Raw genomic sequence first — 15273 nt, forward strand, 5'->3', positions numbered from 1 at the left:
GAGGTTGTCCGGCCTATTTGTCCGGGCTGTCGATGGTCAGTGTCTGCGGCGCGGTGGTGCTGCTCGCCAATGGCTGGCTGCGGCCGACCCACTCTCCCGCCGTCGGTTGACCGGCACGGGAAACGCGCGCAACCAGTTGGACTTCAGGGAAGTTCGACAGTTTCAACTGCGGCATCATCGCGTCGGCATCGCCCAGCTCGACGGTCACCGGCAGGTCCGCGACGGTCAGGCGCTTGGCCGCCAGCGGCGCCGGAGGGCCCGAAGTGGCGCGGGCGAAGATGAACACGCTGTCGCCCGGCTGCACCTTGCCCTTGAGCTCACTGGCCAGGGCAACGCTGACCTTGAGCCGTGCGGCCGCCTTCGGCGCCGGCGCCTGGGCGACCTTGCCGCCGCTGGCCACCAGTTTCTCGGTGGCGCGGTCGATGCCGCCCTGCAGGGCTTCTCGGGACTTGTCCTGGGGCGGCAGTTGCGCCAGCAGACGGTTCCAGTAATCGATGGCTTCCTGGTAACGCTCGCCTTCGAAGGCGGCGATGCCCAGCAGGCCGAGGCTGGTGACTTCCTTCGGATCGGCCTTCAGCGCTTCGTCGGTCAGGGCCTTGACCTTGTCCGACCACTTCTTGCCGTCGGCGAAATACTGCGCCTGGGCCCATTGGCCCAGCAGCTCCGGCTGACGCCCGGCCAGGTTGACCGTTCGCTCGAACATCTTCGCCGCGTCCGCCGGTCGGTCCTGGGCCATGTAGGTGCGACCGAGGAAGTACAGGCCTTCGGCCGAATCCGGTTGCGCCTCCACCGTGCGTTCAAGGCGCCGGGTCATCTCTTCCATCGACTGCGGCGCCTGGGCGAACTCCCGGGTCAGCTCGACCTTGTCGCTGGCACCGAAATGCAGGTACAGCCCCAGGCCCAGCACCGGCACCAGCACCGCCGCCAGCAGCGGCAACGGCTTGCCCAGGCGGGAAACCCGCGCCGGCGCCACGCCTTCGGTGTCGGCCAGCAGCTCACGGGCCGCTTCGGCGCGGCCGCTGTCCATCTGGGCGGCGTCAAGCACACCCTCGGCCTGCTGCGCCTGCAGTTCGGCCACGCGTTCCTGGTACAGCGCGACGTTCAGGGCGGTGCGGTCTTCCTCGCGCTGGGCACGGCGGCCGCGCAGCACGGGAATCAGCAGGAAACTCAGGGCGACCAGAAGCAACAGCCCTGCGGCGAGCCAGAAATCAATCATTCTTGGTTTTTATCCAACAGTTGGTCGAGGCGCTGACGCTCTTCGGCGGACAGCGAGGACGGCGTTTCGGCGCGTTGTCCGCGACGGCGGCGGACGATCACGGCGATCACCGCCAGGCCACCGAGCAGCAGCCCGGCAGGGCCGAACCACAGCAGCGCGGTCTTGGCGTTGAGCGCCGGCTTGTAGCGGACGAAATCACCGTAGCGGTCGACCATGAAGTCGATGATCTGCTGATTGTCCTTGCCCTCGCCGAGCATGCGGAAGATCTCCTTGCGCAGGTCGGCGGCGATCGGCGCGTTGGAGTCGGCGATGTCCTGGTTCTGGCACTTGGGGCAACGCAGTTCCTTGGTCAGTTCGCGGAAACGCTCGCGGTCTGCTTCCTTGGCGAACTGGTAGGTGTCGATGGCCGCGTGGGCCACGCCGGCCAGGCTCAAGCCCAGGACGGCGGCGGCGATCCAGCGCTTCATGGCGTGGCCTCATCGACCAGCGCCTGGTACTTGGCCGCCAGTTTCTCCCGCCAGACCTGCTCGTCGATCACCCCCACGAACTTGTCGCGGATGATGCCCTTGGCGTCGATGAAGAAGGTTTCCGGCGCGCCGTACACACCGAGGTTCAGGCCCAGGGAGCCTTCGTCGTCGCGGATGTCGAGGCGGTACGGATTGTGGAACTCGGCCAGCCACTTCAGGGCGTCGGCGTTGGTGTCCTTGTAGTTGATGCCGTAGATCACCACGCCGCGCTCGGCCAGTTTGTTCAGCACCGGATGCTCGACCCGGCAGGAAATGCACCACGTGCCCCAGACGTTCACCAGGGCCGGCTTGCCGAGGATGTCGGCGCGGGTCAGGGTCTTGTCGCCCTGCACCGCCGGCAGGGAAAACTCCGGGAACGGCTTGCCGATCATCGCCGACGGCAGTTCCGCAGGGTCCAGGTACAGGCCGCGGTAAAGGAAAACGGCCACCAGCAGGAACACCGCCAGGGGCACCAGCATCAACCAACGTCTCATGCAGCGGCTCCTTCCATGCCCAGCGCTTCACGCACCCGGCTTTTGACTTTGACCCGGTAGCGCCGGTCCAGCGCCGCGAGCACGCCGCCCAGACCGGTCAGCAGCCCGCCGAACCAGATCCAGCGCACGAACGGCTTGACGTGCACCCGCACCGCCCAGGCGCCGTCGCCCAGCGGCTCGCCCAGGGCGACGTAGAGGTCACGGGTGAAGCCGGCGTCGATCCCGGCTTCGGTCATCATCGAACTCTGCACGGTGTACAGGCGTTTCTCCGGATGCAGCACGCTGACTTCCTTGCCGTCGCGCAGGACGCGGACGGTGCCCTTGTCGGACGTGAAGTTCGGCCCCTCGAAGTGCTTGGCGCCCTCGAAGACGAACCGGTAGCCGGCCAGCTCCATCGACTCGCCCGGCTCCAGGCGCAGGTCGCGCTCGGCGCTGTTCTGGCTCGACAGCACCACGCCCAGGGCGCAGACGGCGATGCCCACGTGCGCCAGGTGCATGCCCCAATAGCTGCGGGTCAGGCTCGGCAAGCCTTTGATCAGGCCCTTGTGGCGGGTCTTGTCGAAGATGTCGCGCACGCTGGCCAACAACACCCAGGCAGCCAGCAGGAACGTGGCCAGCACCGCCCAGTTGAAATCGCCGTAGGCCACGCCGGCCACCACCGCCAGGCCGACGCTGCCCAGCAGCACCGGAGACAGCATGCCCGCCAGCCATTTCACCGGCGTGTCCTTCCAGCGCACGATCACCCCGACCGCCATCACCACCATCAGCAACGCCATCAACGGGATGAACAACGCGTTGAAGTACGGCGGGCCGACCGACAGCTTGGCACCGCTCAACGCATCGAGAATCAGCGGGTACAGGGTGCCCAGCAGGATCATCGAGGCCGCGACGACCAGGATCAGGTTGTTGCCCAGCAGCAGGGTTTCCCGCGACCACAGGTTGAAGCCGACCTGGCTCTTGACCACCGGCGCCCGCAGCGCGAACAGCGTCAGCGAACCGCCGACCACGAACAGCAGGAACATCAGGATGAACACGCCGCGTTCCGGATCCGAGGCGAACGCGTGCACCGAGGTCAGCACGCCGGAACGCACGAGGAAGGTGCCGAGCAGGCTCAAGGAGAACGCAGCGATGGCCAGCAGCACCGTCCAGCTCTTGAACACGCCGCGCTTCTCGGTGACGGCCAGCGAGTGGATCAGGGCCGTGCCCACCAGCCACGGCATGAACGAGGCGTTTTCCACCGGATCCCAGAACCACCAGCCGCCCCAGCCGAGCTCGTAGTAGGCCCACCACGACCCGAGGGTGATGCCGATGCCCAGGAACGCCCAGGCGACGATGGTCCACGGCCGCGACCAGCGCGCCCACGCCGCATCCAGCCGACCGCCGAGCAGCGCGGCGATGGCGAAGGCGAAGGCCACCGAGAAGCCGACGTAGCCCATGTACAGCATCGGCGGGTGGACGATCAGGCCGATGTCCTGCAGCAGCGGGTTGAGGTCGCGGCCGTCGGCCGGCACCTGCGGCAGGATCCGCGAGAACGGGTTGGAGGTGATGATCAGGAACAGCAGGAAGCCCGTGCTGATCATGCCCATCACCGCCAGCACGCGGGCCAGCATGACCTGCGGCAATTGCCGGGAGAACACCGACACCGCGAAGGTCCAGCCGCCGAGGATCAGGGCCCACAGCAACAGCGAGCCTTCGTGGGCGCCCCACACGGCGCTGAACTTGTAGTACCACGGCAAGGCGCTGTTGGAGTTCATCGCGACGTAGGCCACGGAGAAGTCGTCGGTCATGAACGCGTAGGTCAGGCAGCCGAAGGCGAACAGCAGAAACGCGAACTGGCCCCACGCCGCCGGCTGGGCCAGGCCCATCCACAGGCGGTCGCCGCGCCAGGCGCCGAGCAGCGGCACCACCGCCTGCACCAGCGCCAGGCACAGCGCCAGGATCATGGCCAGGTGGCCGAGTTCGGGAATGAAGATCGCGGACGTCAAGGTTCAGCCCTCCTTCGCCGGTGCCGGCGCCGACTGGCCGCTGTTTTTCAGGGCCTTGGTCACTTCCGGCGGCATGTATTTCTCGTCGTGCTTGGCCAGCACCTCATCGGCCACCACCACGCCGTCGGCGTTGAGCTTGCCGAGGGCGACGATGCCCTGCCCTTCGCGGAACAGGTCCGGCAGGATGCCGCGGTAGGTGATGGTCACGGACTTGTTGAAGTCGGTGACGACGAAGCGCACGTCCAGGGAGTCCGGGGAACGTTGCAGCGAGCCCTGCTCGACCATGCCGCCGGCGCGGATGCGCGTGTCGTGCGGCGCTTCGCCGTTGGCGATCTGGGTCGGGGTGTAGAACAGGTTGATGTTCTGCTGCAGGGCGCTCAGGGCCAGGCCGACGGCGGCGCCGACCCCGACCAGGATCGCCAGGATGATGATCAGACGTTTCTTGCGCAGCGGATTCACTTGCCGTTCTCCCGGCGCAGACGACGCGCCTCCTGTTGCAGATACCGCTTGCGGGCCAGGACCGGCGCCGCGACGTTGAGGGCCAGCACCGCCAGGCAGATGCCGTAGGCCGACCAGACATACAGGCCGTGATGGCCCATGGCGAGGAAATCGCCGAATGACGCGAAACTCATCGGGCGGCCTCCAGGCTGTTCTGCACTTCTTCTTTGACCCAACTGGCGCGGGCTTCGCGCTTGAGCACCTCAAGACGCATGCGCATGAGCAGCACCGCGCCGAAGAAGCAATAGAAGCCCAGTGCCGTCAGCAGCAGCGGCAGCCACATCTCGGCCGGCATCGCCGGTTTTTCGGTGAGGGTGAAGGTCGCGCCCTGGTGCAGGGTGTTCCACCACTCCACCGAGTACTTGATGATCGGAATGTTGATCACGCCGACGATGGCCAGCACGGCGCAGGCCTTGGCGGCGCTGTCGCGGTTGCTGATGGCGTTGCCCAGGGCGATCACACCGAAATAGAGGAACAGCAGGATCAGCATCGAGGTCAGGCGCGCGTCCCAGACCCACCACGAACCCCAGGTCGGCTTGCCCCAGATCGCTCCGGTGACCAGCGCCACGGCGGTCATCCAGGCGCCGACGGGGGCGGCGCACTGCAGGGCGACGTCGGCCAGCTTCATCTTCCAGACCAGCCCGACCACCCCGCACACCGCCAGCATCACGTAGATCGACTGAGCGAGCATCGCGGTGGGCACGTGGATGTAGATGATGCGGAAGCTGTTGCCTTGCTGATAGTCCGGCGGCGCGAAGGCCAGCCCCCAGACGACGCCGACGGCGATCAGCAACACCGCCGAAATGCCGAGCCACGGCAGCATTCTGCTGCTGATGCCGTAAAACCACTTGGGCGAGCCGAGCTTGTGAAACCAGGTCCAGTTCATACTGTTTCCATCACGGGTGCCCTTCGCTGTGAAGGGCCTGGGTCTTTGCTGATCAAATTTTGATCAGACCTCATCATTATTCGCCGACGCTGATCTTCAGGCCAGCCGCTATTGCAAAGGGTGTCAGGGTGATCGCCAGGGCGGCCAGGCTGCCGAGCCACAGGAGATAACCGGTCGCCGGCATGCCCTGCAACGCCGCCTGCAAGGCGCCGCTGCCCAGGATCAGCACCGGGATGTACAACGGCAGGATCAGCAGCGCCAGCAGCAGCCCGCCCCGCTTCAACCCCACCGTCAGCGCCGCGCCCACCGCACCGAGCAGGCTCAGCACCGGTGTTCCCAGCAGCAACGAGAGCAACAGCACCGGCAGACAGGCGGTCGGCAGGCCGAGCATCAATGCCAGCAAGGGAGAGAGCAAAACCAGTGCCAGCCCCGAGAACAGCCAGTGTGCCAGCACCTTGGCCAGTACCAGAAGAGGCAGGGGGTGCGGCGAAAGGACCCACTGTTCCAGGGAGCCGTCCTCGAAATCGCTGCGGAAAAGCCCGTCCAGCGAGAGCAGGACCGACAACAGCGCCGCCACCCAGACTAACCCCGGGGACAAGTTTTGCAACACTTGTGTTTCCGGGCCGACGGCCAGCGGGAACAGCGCGATGACGATGGCGAAGAAAATCAGCGGATTGGCCAGTTCCGCCGGGCGGCGGAACAGCAGGCGGGATTCGCGGGCGACCAGCAGTCCGAACACACTCATGCCGCCCAATTCCCCAGATCGATGTCGCGGTAGCCGACCGGCGTCAGTCCCAGCGTGTGGTGGGTGGTCAGCACCACCAGGCCGCCGCGCCCGCAGTGCCCGGCCAGGTGCGCTTCGAGCTGCGCCACGCCCGACTTGTCGAGGGCGGTGAAGGGTTCGTCGAGGATCCACAGCGGCGGGCTGTCCAGGTACAGGCGCGCCAGGGCCACGCGGCGCTGCTGGCCGGCGGACAGGTTATGGCAGGGAACGTCTTCGAAACCGCGCAATCCGACCGCCGCCAGGGCCTGCCAGATCGCCTCCTTGGGGGCGGGCCGGTGCAGGGCGCAGAGCCAGGCCAGGTTCTCTTCCGGCGTGAGCAGGTCTTTGATGCCGGCGGCATGGCCGATCCACAGCAGGTTGCGCGCCAGTTCGCTGCGCTGCTCGGCCAGCGGACGGCCATTGAGCAGGACCTGACCGCCGGTCGGCTGCATCAGGCCGGCGAGCAGGCGCAACAGGCTGGTCTTGCCGCTGCCGTTGGGACCGCTGATCTGCACCATATCGCCACTGGCCAGTCTCAAATCGAGATTTTCGAACAGAAGCCGCAGGTCTCGCTCGCACGCGAGGGCAACGGTTTGCAGGACAGGACTGGTCAAGGGTTCACGGGCCTTATACGGTTCAAGTCGGCTCTGGGGCGGCCGTTAAAGAGTTGCAGCATAGATGCAATGACGGCCTGATCTAGAGAGCTGCGTCAAACAATTGCAATGTTTTTTGAACGAAGCGAAAGACGGGCGGCATTATACATGCCGTGCCTTACTCCAAAGAGCGCATTTTCCTCAGGTTGTGTCCGCGTATGACAGGCGAAATGAACATTCTCCCGATGCCGCAAACGCCCCCGGTGACGGCCCGTCCCCAGGTGATCAGCGGCGAGCTGCTCAAGCTGCTGACGCCGGTGGACGGGCTGATCGCCGCCGGTCAGAGCGCGAGGGCCGAGGTGCTGTCGCTCAAGCAGACGGACCAGACCTTCGAGCTGCTGCTCAAGGTGACGCTGGACAGCGGCCGCCAGACCACGGTGCAGGCCACCAGCGGCCAGCCGTTTCCCCAAGGCACCAGCCTGGCGGTCGTGCAGACCTCGGCGGGCAACCTGGCCATCACGGTGCAGCAGGCCATCGCCAGCAGCGTCGCCGCCCTCACCCGCATCGACACGGCGCAACTGCCGGCCGGCACGCTGCTGCAAGGCAAGGTGCTGACCGCCCAGGCCCTGCCGCAGGCGCCGGGGCAGCCGACGGTGTACCGTTCGCTGGTCACGCTGCTGAACACGGCGCTGCGCGGCACCACCCTGACCCTGGACAGTCCCCAACCGTTGCGCATCGGCACCTTGCTGTCGGCGCTGGTGCAGGACGCGCAGACCCTGAAATTCCTGCCTATGAGCAGCCGCCAGGACCAGCTCGCGGTCAGCCAGCAACTGGCCAGCCAGCAGAGCCGCCAAGGCTCCCTCGACGGGCTGCTGAAAATGCTGCAGGACCTGCCGCCGGCCACGGACCAGACCTCGGCCGACCTGCGGGCCGCCGTCGGCAAACTGCTCGCCGCCCTGCCCGACGCACAGCAACTGAGCACCCCCAAAGGCCTCGCCCAGGCGTTGGCCAACAGCGGCGCATTCCTCGAAGCCAAACTGCTGGCCGGGCAGAACCCGACGCTGACGCCGGACATGAAAGGCGATCTGCTCAAGCTGATCGCGCAGCTCACGCCGGGCCTGCCGAACAACACCAGCCTCAACGCGATCATCGCCGCCAACACCCTGGCGCAGGCGTTGCCGAGCTTCGTGCGCAACGCGCTGGGCACCCTCGGCCAGGTCAGCGCCAAACCCGTGCCGGGCGGTTTCCCGCTGCCCGAACGGCTGCTGCAGAGCCTGGAAGGTGAAGGCGATCTGGAACAGCTGCTGCGCCTGGCCGCCGCCGCCGTCTCCCGCCTGCAAAGCCATCAGCTGTCGAGCCTGGAGCAGACCGGCCTGACCGACGACGGCCGGCTGCTGAGCACCTGGCAACTGGAAATTCCGATGCGCAACCTGCAGGACATCGTGCCGTTGCAAGTCAAGCTCCAGCGTGAAGAAGCGCCCGAGAAGGAACAACCGGACGAACGCCGGGACAACGACCGCGAACGCAAGCAGCCGCTGTGGCGCGTCGACCTGGCCTTCGACCTGGATCCGCTGGGCCCGCTGCAGGTCCAGGCGCAACTCACCGGCGGCAGCCTGTCGAGCCAGCTGTGGGCCGAACGGCCCTACACCGCCGAGCTCATCGAAAGCCATCTGCACGCGCTGCGCCAGCGCCTGCTGGACGCCGGGCTCAACGTCGGCGACCTCGACTGCCACCTCGGCACCCCGCCGCAAGGCAACCAAACCCGCCTCGAACACCGCTGGGTCGACGAAACCGCATGAACGATTCCACCGCTCCCCGCCAGGCCATCGCCCTCCAGTACGACGGCAGCCACGCCCCCACCCTCACCGCCAAGGGCGATGACGAACTGGCCGAAGAAATCCTGCGCATCGCCCGCGACTACGAGGTGCCGATCTACGAGAACCCGGAGCTGGTGCGGCTGTTGGCGCGCCTGGAACTGGGCGACAGCATTCCGCAGGAGCTGTACCTGACGATCGCCGAGATCATTGCGTTTGCCTGGAACCTGAAGGGCAAGTTCCCGCAGGGATTCGACCCGCAGGCGCCAATGATCGAGAAGGACGTCACCGAACGCGGCGACGATTACTGAAGGCAAAAAAAACCGCAGTCATAAACTGCGGTTTTTTTGATTCTGCTTGCCGCTTGAAGCTCGAAACTCTCAGCTGCTTCTGTGCAGCTTGCTCATCAACTCCGCCTCGGCCTGGGTCAAGCCGCAGGACTGGGTGAGTTCGTCGACGCTGGCGCCCATGCCGACCAGTTTCGCCGCCTGGGCGAACGACAGGCTGGACGGATCGCGCTGCTCCAACTGAGAGATCTTGTCCGGCAAGGGACTGACCACCGCGCGCAGCTCGTGCAGGTCTTCGCCCATGCGCACGTTGCCGTTCTGGTAGTCGTCGACACGTTTGGCCAACTCCTTGATGCGCTGGTCACGCAGCGCATCGCCCTGGGCCTGCTGCGCAGCGATCAGCCGCTGCGCCTTGATGTACGCCAGAAACATCGCCAGCGTGCCCGCCCAGAACAGGAACAGGACAATGACCGCTACCTCGAGAATCAATCAGATGTTCTCCAGTTCCGACCATTCTTCTTCGGTCATCATCTTGTCCAGCTCGACCAGGATGAGCAACTCGTTGTTCTTGTTGCACACGCCCTGGATGAACTTGGCCGACTCTTCGTTGCCGACGTTCGGCGCGGTCTCGATCTCCGACTGGCGCAGGTAAACCACTTCAGCCACGCTGTCGACCAGGATGCCGACGACTTGCTTGTCGGCTTCGATGATGACGATACGGGTGTTGTCGCTGACTTCGCCGCTCATCAGGCCGAAGCGCTGACGGGTGTCGATCACGGTCACCACGTTGCCGCGCAGGTTGATGATGCCCAGCACGTAGCTCGGCGCGCCCGGCACCGGAGCGATTTCCGTGTAGCGCAGGACTTCCTGGACGCGCATCACGTTGATGCCGTAGGTCTCGTTGTCGAGCTTGAAGGTCACCCATTGCAGGATCGGATCTTCAGAACCCTTTGCATTCGTCGCCTGATTACTCATACCTGACCCCTCAAAAAACCGCCTCTGGCGGTGTGTGTTCGGTTGGCGGCATTTCAATAACGCCGTCGCATGCTTGTTATGTCGGCAGCTACGCCGGTTTGTGTAGTGGCTTGCTGCCGCTCATGTGTTTTGCCCCGCCACTGGCGATCAACTCAGCCAGCGCGGAAACGTCCAGCAGTGCACACATGTGCTCAATCACCGTGCCGGCGAGCCATGGCCGCTGACCTCGATGACTTCTCCATTTGATTTCGTTCGGATCCAGACGCAACGAGCGGCTGACCTGATGCACCGCCAGGCCCCATTCGTAGCCCTGGACCGAAATCACGTATTGCAGCCCCTGGCGGAAGTCGTCGCGGTAGCGGTCGGGCATGACCCAGCGCGCGGTGTCCAGCACCTTCAGGTTGCCGGACTGGCTCGGCAGGATGCCGAGGAACCATTCCGGCTGACCGAACAGCGGCGTCAGGTCGTGGCCGGCCAGCGAGTAGATCGAACCCAGGCACACCAGCGGCACCGCCAGGGTCAGGCCCGCGACGTCGAACAGCAGGCATTCGAAGGCCTCGGACGCCCAGGCCGGACGGCCGTCGGTGTCGGCCGGCGGCGGTGTGTTGCTCGGCGGCAGGTGCACTTCGACCAGCGGCGCGACGAGCGTCGGTTCGGCGGGCGTCGGTTCGGCAGACGCCGCGACCGGTGCCGGCGCAGGTTCCGGCTCGGGCTCTGCCGGCAGGGTCGCCGGCTGCAAGAGGCGTGTCTGCAACAGCGGCGCGAGGGTCGAGAGCGGCGCACGCGGCTCCGGCTCCTCCAGCAGCGCGACCGGCGGCTTGCTCACCGCTGCGGCTTTCGGGGCGGCTGCCGGCGCCGAAACGCTGGCGGCCTTCTCGGCATCGCGGGCCTGCTCTTCGAGCACGGCGGCCTGGAACTCATCGAGGGCGGCGTTTTCCGGCACCGGCGGCAACGCTTCGGCCGGTGCCTCAAGGGCCTCGGGAACGTCCTGCAGCAGGCCGTCCAGATAGGACTGCAACGCCTGCTGCGGGCGTGTGGTGAGCTTGATCGGGCGGTTCATCGGCGGACATCGCCCGACAGGGGCACCGCGTCGCCTGCTGCGCGGGCAAGCCCGCTCCCGCAGGTGAGGTGCGAATCGAAAAGAGGCGGACGGGTCAGGGTCATGTCACGCCACCTGCGCAACGGACTGCTGCGCCAGCATGTGCTTGAGCAGCGCGCGGTAGGCCAGCACGCCGCGGCTCTTGCCGTCGAACTGCGAAGGCGTGACGCCGGCCCGGCTGGCGTCGCGCAGGCGGGTGTCGACTGGGATGTAGCCCTGCCAGATCTCCTCGGGGAACTTGTCGCGCAGGATGCGCAAGGTGCCCATCGACGCCTGGGTGCGGCGGTCGAACAGGGTCGGCACGATGCTGAACGGCAGCGCCTGCTTGCGCGAACGGTTGACCATCGCCAGGGTGTTGACCATGCGCTCCAGGCCTTTGACCGCCAGGTGTTCGGTCTGCACCGGGATCACCAGTTGCTGACTGGCGGCCAGCGCGTTGACCATCAGCACGCCGAGCAGCGGCGGGCTGTCGATGATGGCGTAGTCGAAGTCCTGCCACAGCTGCGCCAGACTCTTGGCGATCACCAGGCCCAGCCCGCTCTGCCCCGGCGACTGGCGCTCCAGGGTGGCCAGCGCGGTGCTGGACGGCAACAGGGAAATGCGTTCATCGCTGGTGGACAGCAACAACTGGCCCGGCAGGCCCTCCGGCACGCTGCCCTTGTGCAGGAACAGGTCGTAGTTGCTGTGTTCCAGGCTGTCGGGGTCGTAACCGAAATAGCTGGTCATCGAGCCGTGGGGGTCGAGATCGACCACGACCACGCGCTTGCCCGCCTCGGCCAGCAACCCGGCTAAAGCGATGGAGGAAGTGGTTTTACCGACACCACCCTTTTGATTGGCGACTGCCCAGACTCTCATTCGGTTCGTTCCACCCGGCCGGGATGCCCGGCCGAGACATAGCTCAGCGTATTAATGCGGGTGACGGAGAATTGACGGCACTCTCGCGTCCCGACGTCTTGGCCGGGTTCGGTGCAGTTTGTGTGCCAGCCCGCTTCAGTGCCGCGTCCGGCGTCGCATGGGCGGTGCCGGTGCCGGTCAGGCTGCGGCGCACGTCCAGGTTGCGCGACACCACCAGCACCACGCGGCGGTTCTTCGCCCGGCCTTCGGCGGTGGCGTTGTTGGCCACCGGCTGGAATTCGCCGTAGCCCACCGACGCCATCCGGCCGGGGTTCACGCCCTGCATCGCGAGCATGCGCACGATGCTGGCCGAACGCGCCGAGGACAGCTCCCAGTTGGTCGGGTACTGCGCGGTGCGGATCGGCTGGTCGTCGGTGAAGCCTTCGACGTGGATCGGGTTGTCGAACGGTTTGAGGATCGCCGCGACCTTGTCGATGATGTTGAACGCCACATCGCTCGGCATCGCGTCGCCGCTGCCGAACAGCAGGCTGGAGTTGAGCTCGATCTCGACCCACAGCTCGTTGCCGCGCACGGTCATCTGGTTGGAGGCGATCAGGTCGCCGAACGCGGCGCTGATGTCGTCGGCGATGCTTTTGAGCGGGTCGCTGGCGCCGGCGATGCCGGCGTCGACCTGCTCCGAGTCCTTGACCAGCGGCTTGGCCGGGGTCACGGTCTTGGGTCGCTCATCACCGATGGGGATGGGTTTGAGCGCGCGGTCGGCGTCGGTGAAGACCCCGATCAGCGCCTCGGAAATGATCTTGTACTTGCCTTCGTTGATCGACGAGATCGAGTACATGACCACGAAGAACGCGAACAGCAAGGTGATGAAGTCCGCGTAGGACACCAGCCAGCGTTCGTGGTTGACGTGTTCTTCATGCTGCCGGCGACGAGCCATAGTCCATTACCCCCATCAATCCATGAAGCCCTGAAGCTTCAGCTCGATAGAGCGAGGGTTTTCACCTTCGGCGATCGACAGGATCCCTTCCAACAACATTTCGCGATAACGCGACTGCCGCAGCGCGATTGACTTGAGCTTGGCGGCGATCGGCAGCAGCACCAGGTTGGCGCTGGCCACGCCGTAGATGGTGGCGACGAACGCCACGGCGATGCCGTTGCCCAGCTGCGACGGATCGGCCAGGTTGCCCATCACGTGGATCAGGCCCATCACCGCACCGATGATGCCGATGGTCGGCGCGTAGCCGCCCATGCTTTCGAACACCTTGGCCGCCTCGACGTCGCGGGCTTCCTGGGTGTAGAAATCCACCTCGAGGATGCTGCGGATCGCTTCCGGCTCGGCGCCGTCGACCAGCAGTTGCAGGCCCTTGCGCGAATAGGCGTCGGGTTCGGCGTCGGCCACGCCTTCAAGCCCCAGCAGGCCTTCCTTGCGCGCGGTGAGGCTCCAGTTGACGACGCGGTCGATGCCGCCGGCCAGGTCGACCCGCGGCGGGAAGAAGATCCACGCCAGGATCTGCATGGCGCGCTTGAAGGCGCTCATCGGCGACTGCAGCAGCGCGGCGCCGATGGTGCCGCCCAGCACGATCAGCGCCGCCGGGCCGTTGGCCAGCGCGCCGAGGTGGCCGCCCTCAAGGAAGTTGCCGCCGATGATGGCGACAAACGCCATGATGATCCCGATAAGGCTTAGAACATCCATCAGATACACGCCTCGACGATGTGCTTGCCGATGTCGTCCAGACCGTACACCGCGTCGGCGAGGTCGGCCTTGACGATGGCCATCGGCATGCCGTAGATCACGCAGCTGGCCTCGTCCTGGGCCCAGACGGTGCTGCCGCCCTGCTTGAGCAGGCGCGCACCTTCACGGCCGTCGGCGCCCATGCCGGTCAGCACGACCGCCAGAACTTTGTCGCTGTAGGACTTGGCGGCGGAACCGAAGGTGATGTCCACGCACGGCTTGTAGTTCAGGCGCTCGTCGCCCGGCAGGATCTTCACCGCACCGCGGCCGTCGATCATCATCTGCTTGCCGCCCGGGGCCAGCAGCGCCAGGCCGGGACGCAGGATGTCGCCGTCCTCGGCTTCCTTGACGCTGATGCGGCACAGCTTGTCCAGGCGCTCGGCGAAGGCCTTGGTGAACGCCGCCGGCATGTGCTGGATCAGCACGATCGGCGCCGGGAAGTTGACCGGCAGCTGGGTGAGCACCCGCTGCAGGGCCACCGGGCCGCCGGTGGAGGTGCCGATGGCGACCAGTTTGTAGGCCTTGCGCTTGGGGGCCGGCGACGAAGCGCTGGCCGCCGGCGCGCGTGCAGGCGCAGGTGCAGGCGCCGGACGAACCGGTGCGCTGGTGCTGTGGCTGCTGAAGCTGGACGCCGCCGGAGCAGGCGCAGGCGTCGGCGCAGCGGCCGGCGCCGGTGCGCTGTAGGCGCTGAAACGACGGTTGCTGCGCGAGATGCTGTGCACCTTCTCGCACAGCAGTTGCTTGACCTTCTCCGGGTTGCGGGAGATGTCTTCGAAATTCTTCGGCAGGAAATCCACCGCGCCGGCATCCAGCGCATCCAGGGTCACCCGGGCGCCTTCATGGGTCAGCGAGGAGAACATCAGCACCGGGGTCGGGCAGCGCTGCATGATGTGCCGCACGGCCGTGATGCCGTCCATCATCGGCATCTCGTAGTCCATGGTGATCACATCGGGCTTGAGGGCCTGAGCCTGCTCGATCGCCTCTTTACCGTTGGTCGCCGTACCGACGACCTGGATGGTCGGATCCGCCGAAAGAATTTCCGAGACGCGGCGGCGGAAAAAACCCGAATCGTCCACCACCAGGACTTTGACTGCCATAAACACTCCATTAGGAGCAACGGGGCGTCACCGCCCCGCTGCACCGGATTCAAATGCGCCGTGCGGCGTAACGCTTGAGCATGCTCGGGACATCGAGGATCAGCGCAATGCGGCCGTCACCGGTGATGGTGGCGCCGGACATGCCCGGAGTCCCCTGAAGCATCTTGCCCAGCGGTTTGATGACCACCTCTTCCTGACCGACCAGTTGATCGACGACGAAGCCGATCCGCTGGGTGCCCACCGAGAGGATCACCACATGGCCCTCGCGCGGCTCTTCGTGAGCGGCGGAGCTGACCAGCCAGCGCTTGAGGTAGAACAGCGGCAGCGCCTTGTCCCGCACGATCACCACTTCCTGGCCGTCCACCACGTTGGTGGTCGACAGGTCGAGGTGGAAGATCTCGGTGTCTTTCTTCTTCGGGAACGCGAACTGATTGTTGCAGAGCATCACCCTCTGGGTCGTCATGTTCGCCAAGGTG

General features: G+C 65.9%; 19 protein-coding genes. 2 read left to right on the forward strand and 17 right to left on the reverse strand.

Annotation, left to right across the window (positions count from 1 at the left end; all coding sequences use genetic code 11):
• Nucleotides 1–13 precede the first annotated feature (13 nt).
• From ccmI to ccmA, 9 genes are all read right to left on the reverse strand, one after another.
• Nucleotides 14–1216 carry a c-type cytochrome biogenesis protein CcmI gene (gene ccmI / locus ACIP0B_RS21185; protein ID WP_085640263.1) on the reverse strand — a complete coding sequence of 401 codons (1203 nt, stop codon included), beginning with the start codon at nucleotides 1214–1216 and terminating at the stop codon, nucleotides 14–16.
• On the reverse strand, nucleotides 1213–1683 hold the full coding sequence (locus ACIP0B_RS21190) for a cytochrome c-type biogenesis protein (RefSeq protein ID WP_400835720.1): 471 nt from the start codon (nucleotides 1681–1683) through the stop codon (nucleotides 1213–1215). The genes ccmI and ACIP0B_RS21190 overlap by 4 nt, the downstream gene beginning before the upstream one ends.
• Entirely contained in the window at nucleotides 1680–2216 is a 537-nt protein-coding gene (locus tag ACIP0B_RS21195) for a DsbE family thiol:disulfide interchange protein (protein ID WP_085577777.1), read from the reverse strand. Before ACIP0B_RS21195 ends, ACIP0B_RS21190 begins: the two co-directional genes overlap by 4 nt.
• A complete protein-coding gene (locus tag ACIP0B_RS21200; RefSeq protein WP_400835722.1) occupies nucleotides 2213–4201 on the reverse strand; it encodes a heme lyase CcmF/NrfE family subunit in 1989 nt (662 codons plus the stop codon). The genes ACIP0B_RS21195 and ACIP0B_RS21200 overlap by 4 nt, the downstream gene beginning before the upstream one ends.
• Nucleotides 4202–4204: 3 nt before the next feature.
• Nucleotides 4205–4660, reverse strand: coding sequence for a cytochrome c maturation protein CcmE (gene ccmE / locus ACIP0B_RS21205; RefSeq protein ID WP_400835724.1), 456 nt, complete (start codon nucleotides 4658–4660; stop codon nucleotides 4205–4207).
• Nucleotides 4657–4833 (reverse strand): heme exporter protein CcmD, encoded by a 177-nt coding sequence (gene ccmD, locus ACIP0B_RS21210; protein ID WP_192560104.1) that lies wholly within the window; start codon nucleotides 4831–4833, stop codon nucleotides 4657–4659. Before ccmD ends, ccmE begins: the two co-directional genes overlap by 4 nt.
• Complete coding sequence (locus ACIP0B_RS21215) at nucleotides 4830–5585, reverse strand: heme ABC transporter permease (protein ID WP_400835726.1); 756 nt, start codon at nucleotides 5583–5585, stop codon at nucleotides 4830–4832. The genes ccmD and ACIP0B_RS21215 overlap by 4 nt, the downstream gene beginning before the upstream one ends.
• Before the next feature lie 76 nt (nucleotides 5586–5661).
• Nucleotides 5662–6330 carry a heme exporter protein CcmB gene (gene ccmB / locus ACIP0B_RS21220; RefSeq protein ID WP_400835728.1) on the reverse strand — a complete coding sequence of 223 codons (669 nt, stop codon included), beginning with the start codon at nucleotides 6328–6330 and terminating at the stop codon, nucleotides 5662–5664.
• Nucleotides 6327–6962, reverse strand: a complete 636-nt coding sequence (gene ccmA, locus ACIP0B_RS21225; protein ID WP_400835730.1) for a cytochrome c biogenesis heme-transporting ATPase CcmA — start codon at nucleotides 6960–6962, stop codon at nucleotides 6327–6329. The genes ccmB and ccmA overlap by 4 nt, the downstream gene beginning before the upstream one ends.
• A gap of 197 nt (nucleotides 6963–7159) precedes the next feature.
• On the opposite strand from ccmA, the gene ACIP0B_RS21230 reads away from it, so the two are divergent.
• Entirely contained in the window at nucleotides 7160–8740 is a 1581-nt protein-coding gene (locus tag ACIP0B_RS21230) for a flagellar hook-length control protein FliK (RefSeq protein WP_400835732.1), read from the forward strand.
• Nucleotides 8737–9066, forward strand: coding sequence for an EscU/YscU/HrcU family type III secretion system export apparatus switch protein (locus tag ACIP0B_RS21235; protein ID WP_400835734.1), 330 nt, complete (start codon nucleotides 8737–8739; stop codon nucleotides 9064–9066). The genes ACIP0B_RS21230 and ACIP0B_RS21235 overlap by 4 nt, the downstream gene beginning before the upstream one ends.
• Nucleotides 9067–9135: 69 nt before the next feature.
• Here the strand turns inward: ACIP0B_RS21235 and ACIP0B_RS21240 are convergent, their stop codons facing one another.
• The 8 genes from ACIP0B_RS21240 to ACIP0B_RS21275 all read right to left on the reverse strand — a co-directional run.
• Nucleotides 9136–9531, reverse strand: a complete 396-nt coding sequence (locus ACIP0B_RS21240) for a DUF2802 domain-containing protein (RefSeq protein WP_400835736.1) — start codon at nucleotides 9529–9531, stop codon at nucleotides 9136–9138.
• Entirely contained in the window at nucleotides 9532–10017 is a 486-nt protein-coding gene (locus ACIP0B_RS21245) for a chemotaxis protein CheW (RefSeq protein WP_085577785.1), read from the reverse strand. It abuts the gene before it with no gap.
• 88 nt (nucleotides 10018–10105) lie between these two features.
• Nucleotides 10106–11077: a CheW domain-containing protein gene (locus ACIP0B_RS21250; protein ID WP_400835738.1), complete on the reverse strand. Its 972-nt coding sequence runs from the start codon at nucleotides 11075–11077 to the stop codon at nucleotides 10106–10108.
• A gap of 105 nt (nucleotides 11078–11182) precedes the next feature.
• Nucleotides 11183–11971: a ParA family protein gene (locus ACIP0B_RS21255; RefSeq protein WP_400835740.1), complete on the reverse strand. Its 789-nt coding sequence runs from the start codon at nucleotides 11969–11971 to the stop codon at nucleotides 11183–11185.
• A 43-nt stretch (nucleotides 11972–12014) separates the two neighbouring features.
• Complete coding sequence (gene motD / locus ACIP0B_RS21260) at nucleotides 12015–12905, reverse strand: flagellar motor protein MotD (protein WP_217893120.1); 891 nt, start codon at nucleotides 12903–12905, stop codon at nucleotides 12015–12017.
• Nucleotides 12906–12920: 15 nt separating this feature from the next.
• Complete coding sequence (locus ACIP0B_RS21265; RefSeq protein WP_260522706.1) at nucleotides 12921–13661, reverse strand: flagellar motor protein; 741 nt, start codon at nucleotides 13659–13661, stop codon at nucleotides 12921–12923.
• A complete protein-coding gene (locus ACIP0B_RS21270; RefSeq protein ID WP_400835743.1) occupies nucleotides 13661–14797 on the reverse strand; it encodes a chemotaxis response regulator protein-glutamate methylesterase in 1137 nt (378 codons plus the stop codon). Before ACIP0B_RS21270 ends, ACIP0B_RS21265 begins: the two co-directional genes overlap by 1 nt.
• A gap of 49 nt (nucleotides 14798–14846) precedes the next feature.
• Nucleotides 14847–15273: chemotaxis protein CheW (locus ACIP0B_RS21275; protein WP_400835745.1), on the reverse strand; the 427-nt coding region annotated here is incomplete at its 5' end.

Origin of the sequence: Pseudomonas sp. NPDC089534 (assembly GCF_044749305.1) — a bacterium.
GTDB classification, from domain to species: domain Bacteria; phylum Pseudomonadota; class Gammaproteobacteria; order Pseudomonadales; family Pseudomonadaceae; genus Aquipseudomonas; species Aquipseudomonas ekonensis.

Coding starts and splice junctions, on each gene's coding strand:
- ACIP0B_RS21190 (WP_400835720.1), bottom strand. CDS start 1,683: ATGAAGCGCTGGATCGCCGCCGCCGTCCTGGGCTTGAGCCTGGCCGGC.
- ACIP0B_RS21270 (WP_400835743.1), bottom strand. CDS start 14,797: ATGGCAGTCAAAGTCCTGGTGGTGGACGATTCGGGTTTTTTCCGCCGC.
- ccmI (WP_085640263.1), bottom strand. CDS start 1,216: ATGATTGATTTCTGGCTCGCCGCAGGGCTGTTGCTTCTGGTCGCCCTG.
- ACIP0B_RS21255 (WP_400835740.1), bottom strand. CDS start 11,971: ATGAGAGTCTGGGCAGTCGCCAATCAAAAGGGTGGTGTCGGTAAAACC.
- ccmB (WP_400835728.1), bottom strand. CDS start 6,330: ATGAGTGTGTTCGGACTGCTGGTCGCCCGCGAATCCCGCCTGCTGTTC.
- ACIP0B_RS21250 (WP_400835738.1), bottom strand. CDS start 11,077: ATGAACCGCCCGATCAAGCTCACCACACGCCCGCAGCAGGCGTTGCAG.
- ACIP0B_RS21195 (WP_085577777.1), bottom strand. CDS start 2,216: ATGAGACGTTGGTTGATGCTGGTGCCCCTGGCGGTGTTCCTGCTGGTG.
- ACIP0B_RS21215 (WP_400835726.1), bottom strand. CDS start 5,585: ATGAACTGGACCTGGTTTCACAAGCTCGGCTCGCCCAAGTGGTTTTAC.
- ccmD (WP_192560104.1), bottom strand. CDS start 4,833: ATGAGTTTCGCGTCATTCGGCGATTTCCTCGCCATGGGCCATCACGGC.
- ACIP0B_RS21235 (WP_400835734.1), top strand. CDS start 8,737: ATGAACGATTCCACCGCTCCCCGCCAGGCCATCGCCCTCCAGTACGAC.
- ACIP0B_RS21230 (WP_400835732.1), top strand. CDS start 7,160: ATGACAGGCGAAATGAACATTCTCCCGATGCCGCAAACGCCCCCGGTG.
- ACIP0B_RS21245 (WP_085577785.1), bottom strand. CDS start 10,017: ATGAGTAATCAGGCGACGAATGCAAAGGGTTCTGAAGATCCGATCCTG.
- motD (WP_217893120.1), bottom strand. CDS start 12,905: ATGGCTCGTCGCCGGCAGCATGAAGAACACGTCAACCACGAACGCTGG.
- ACIP0B_RS21265 (WP_260522706.1), bottom strand. CDS start 13,661: ATGGATGTTCTAAGCCTTATCGGGATCATCATGGCGTTTGTCGCCATC.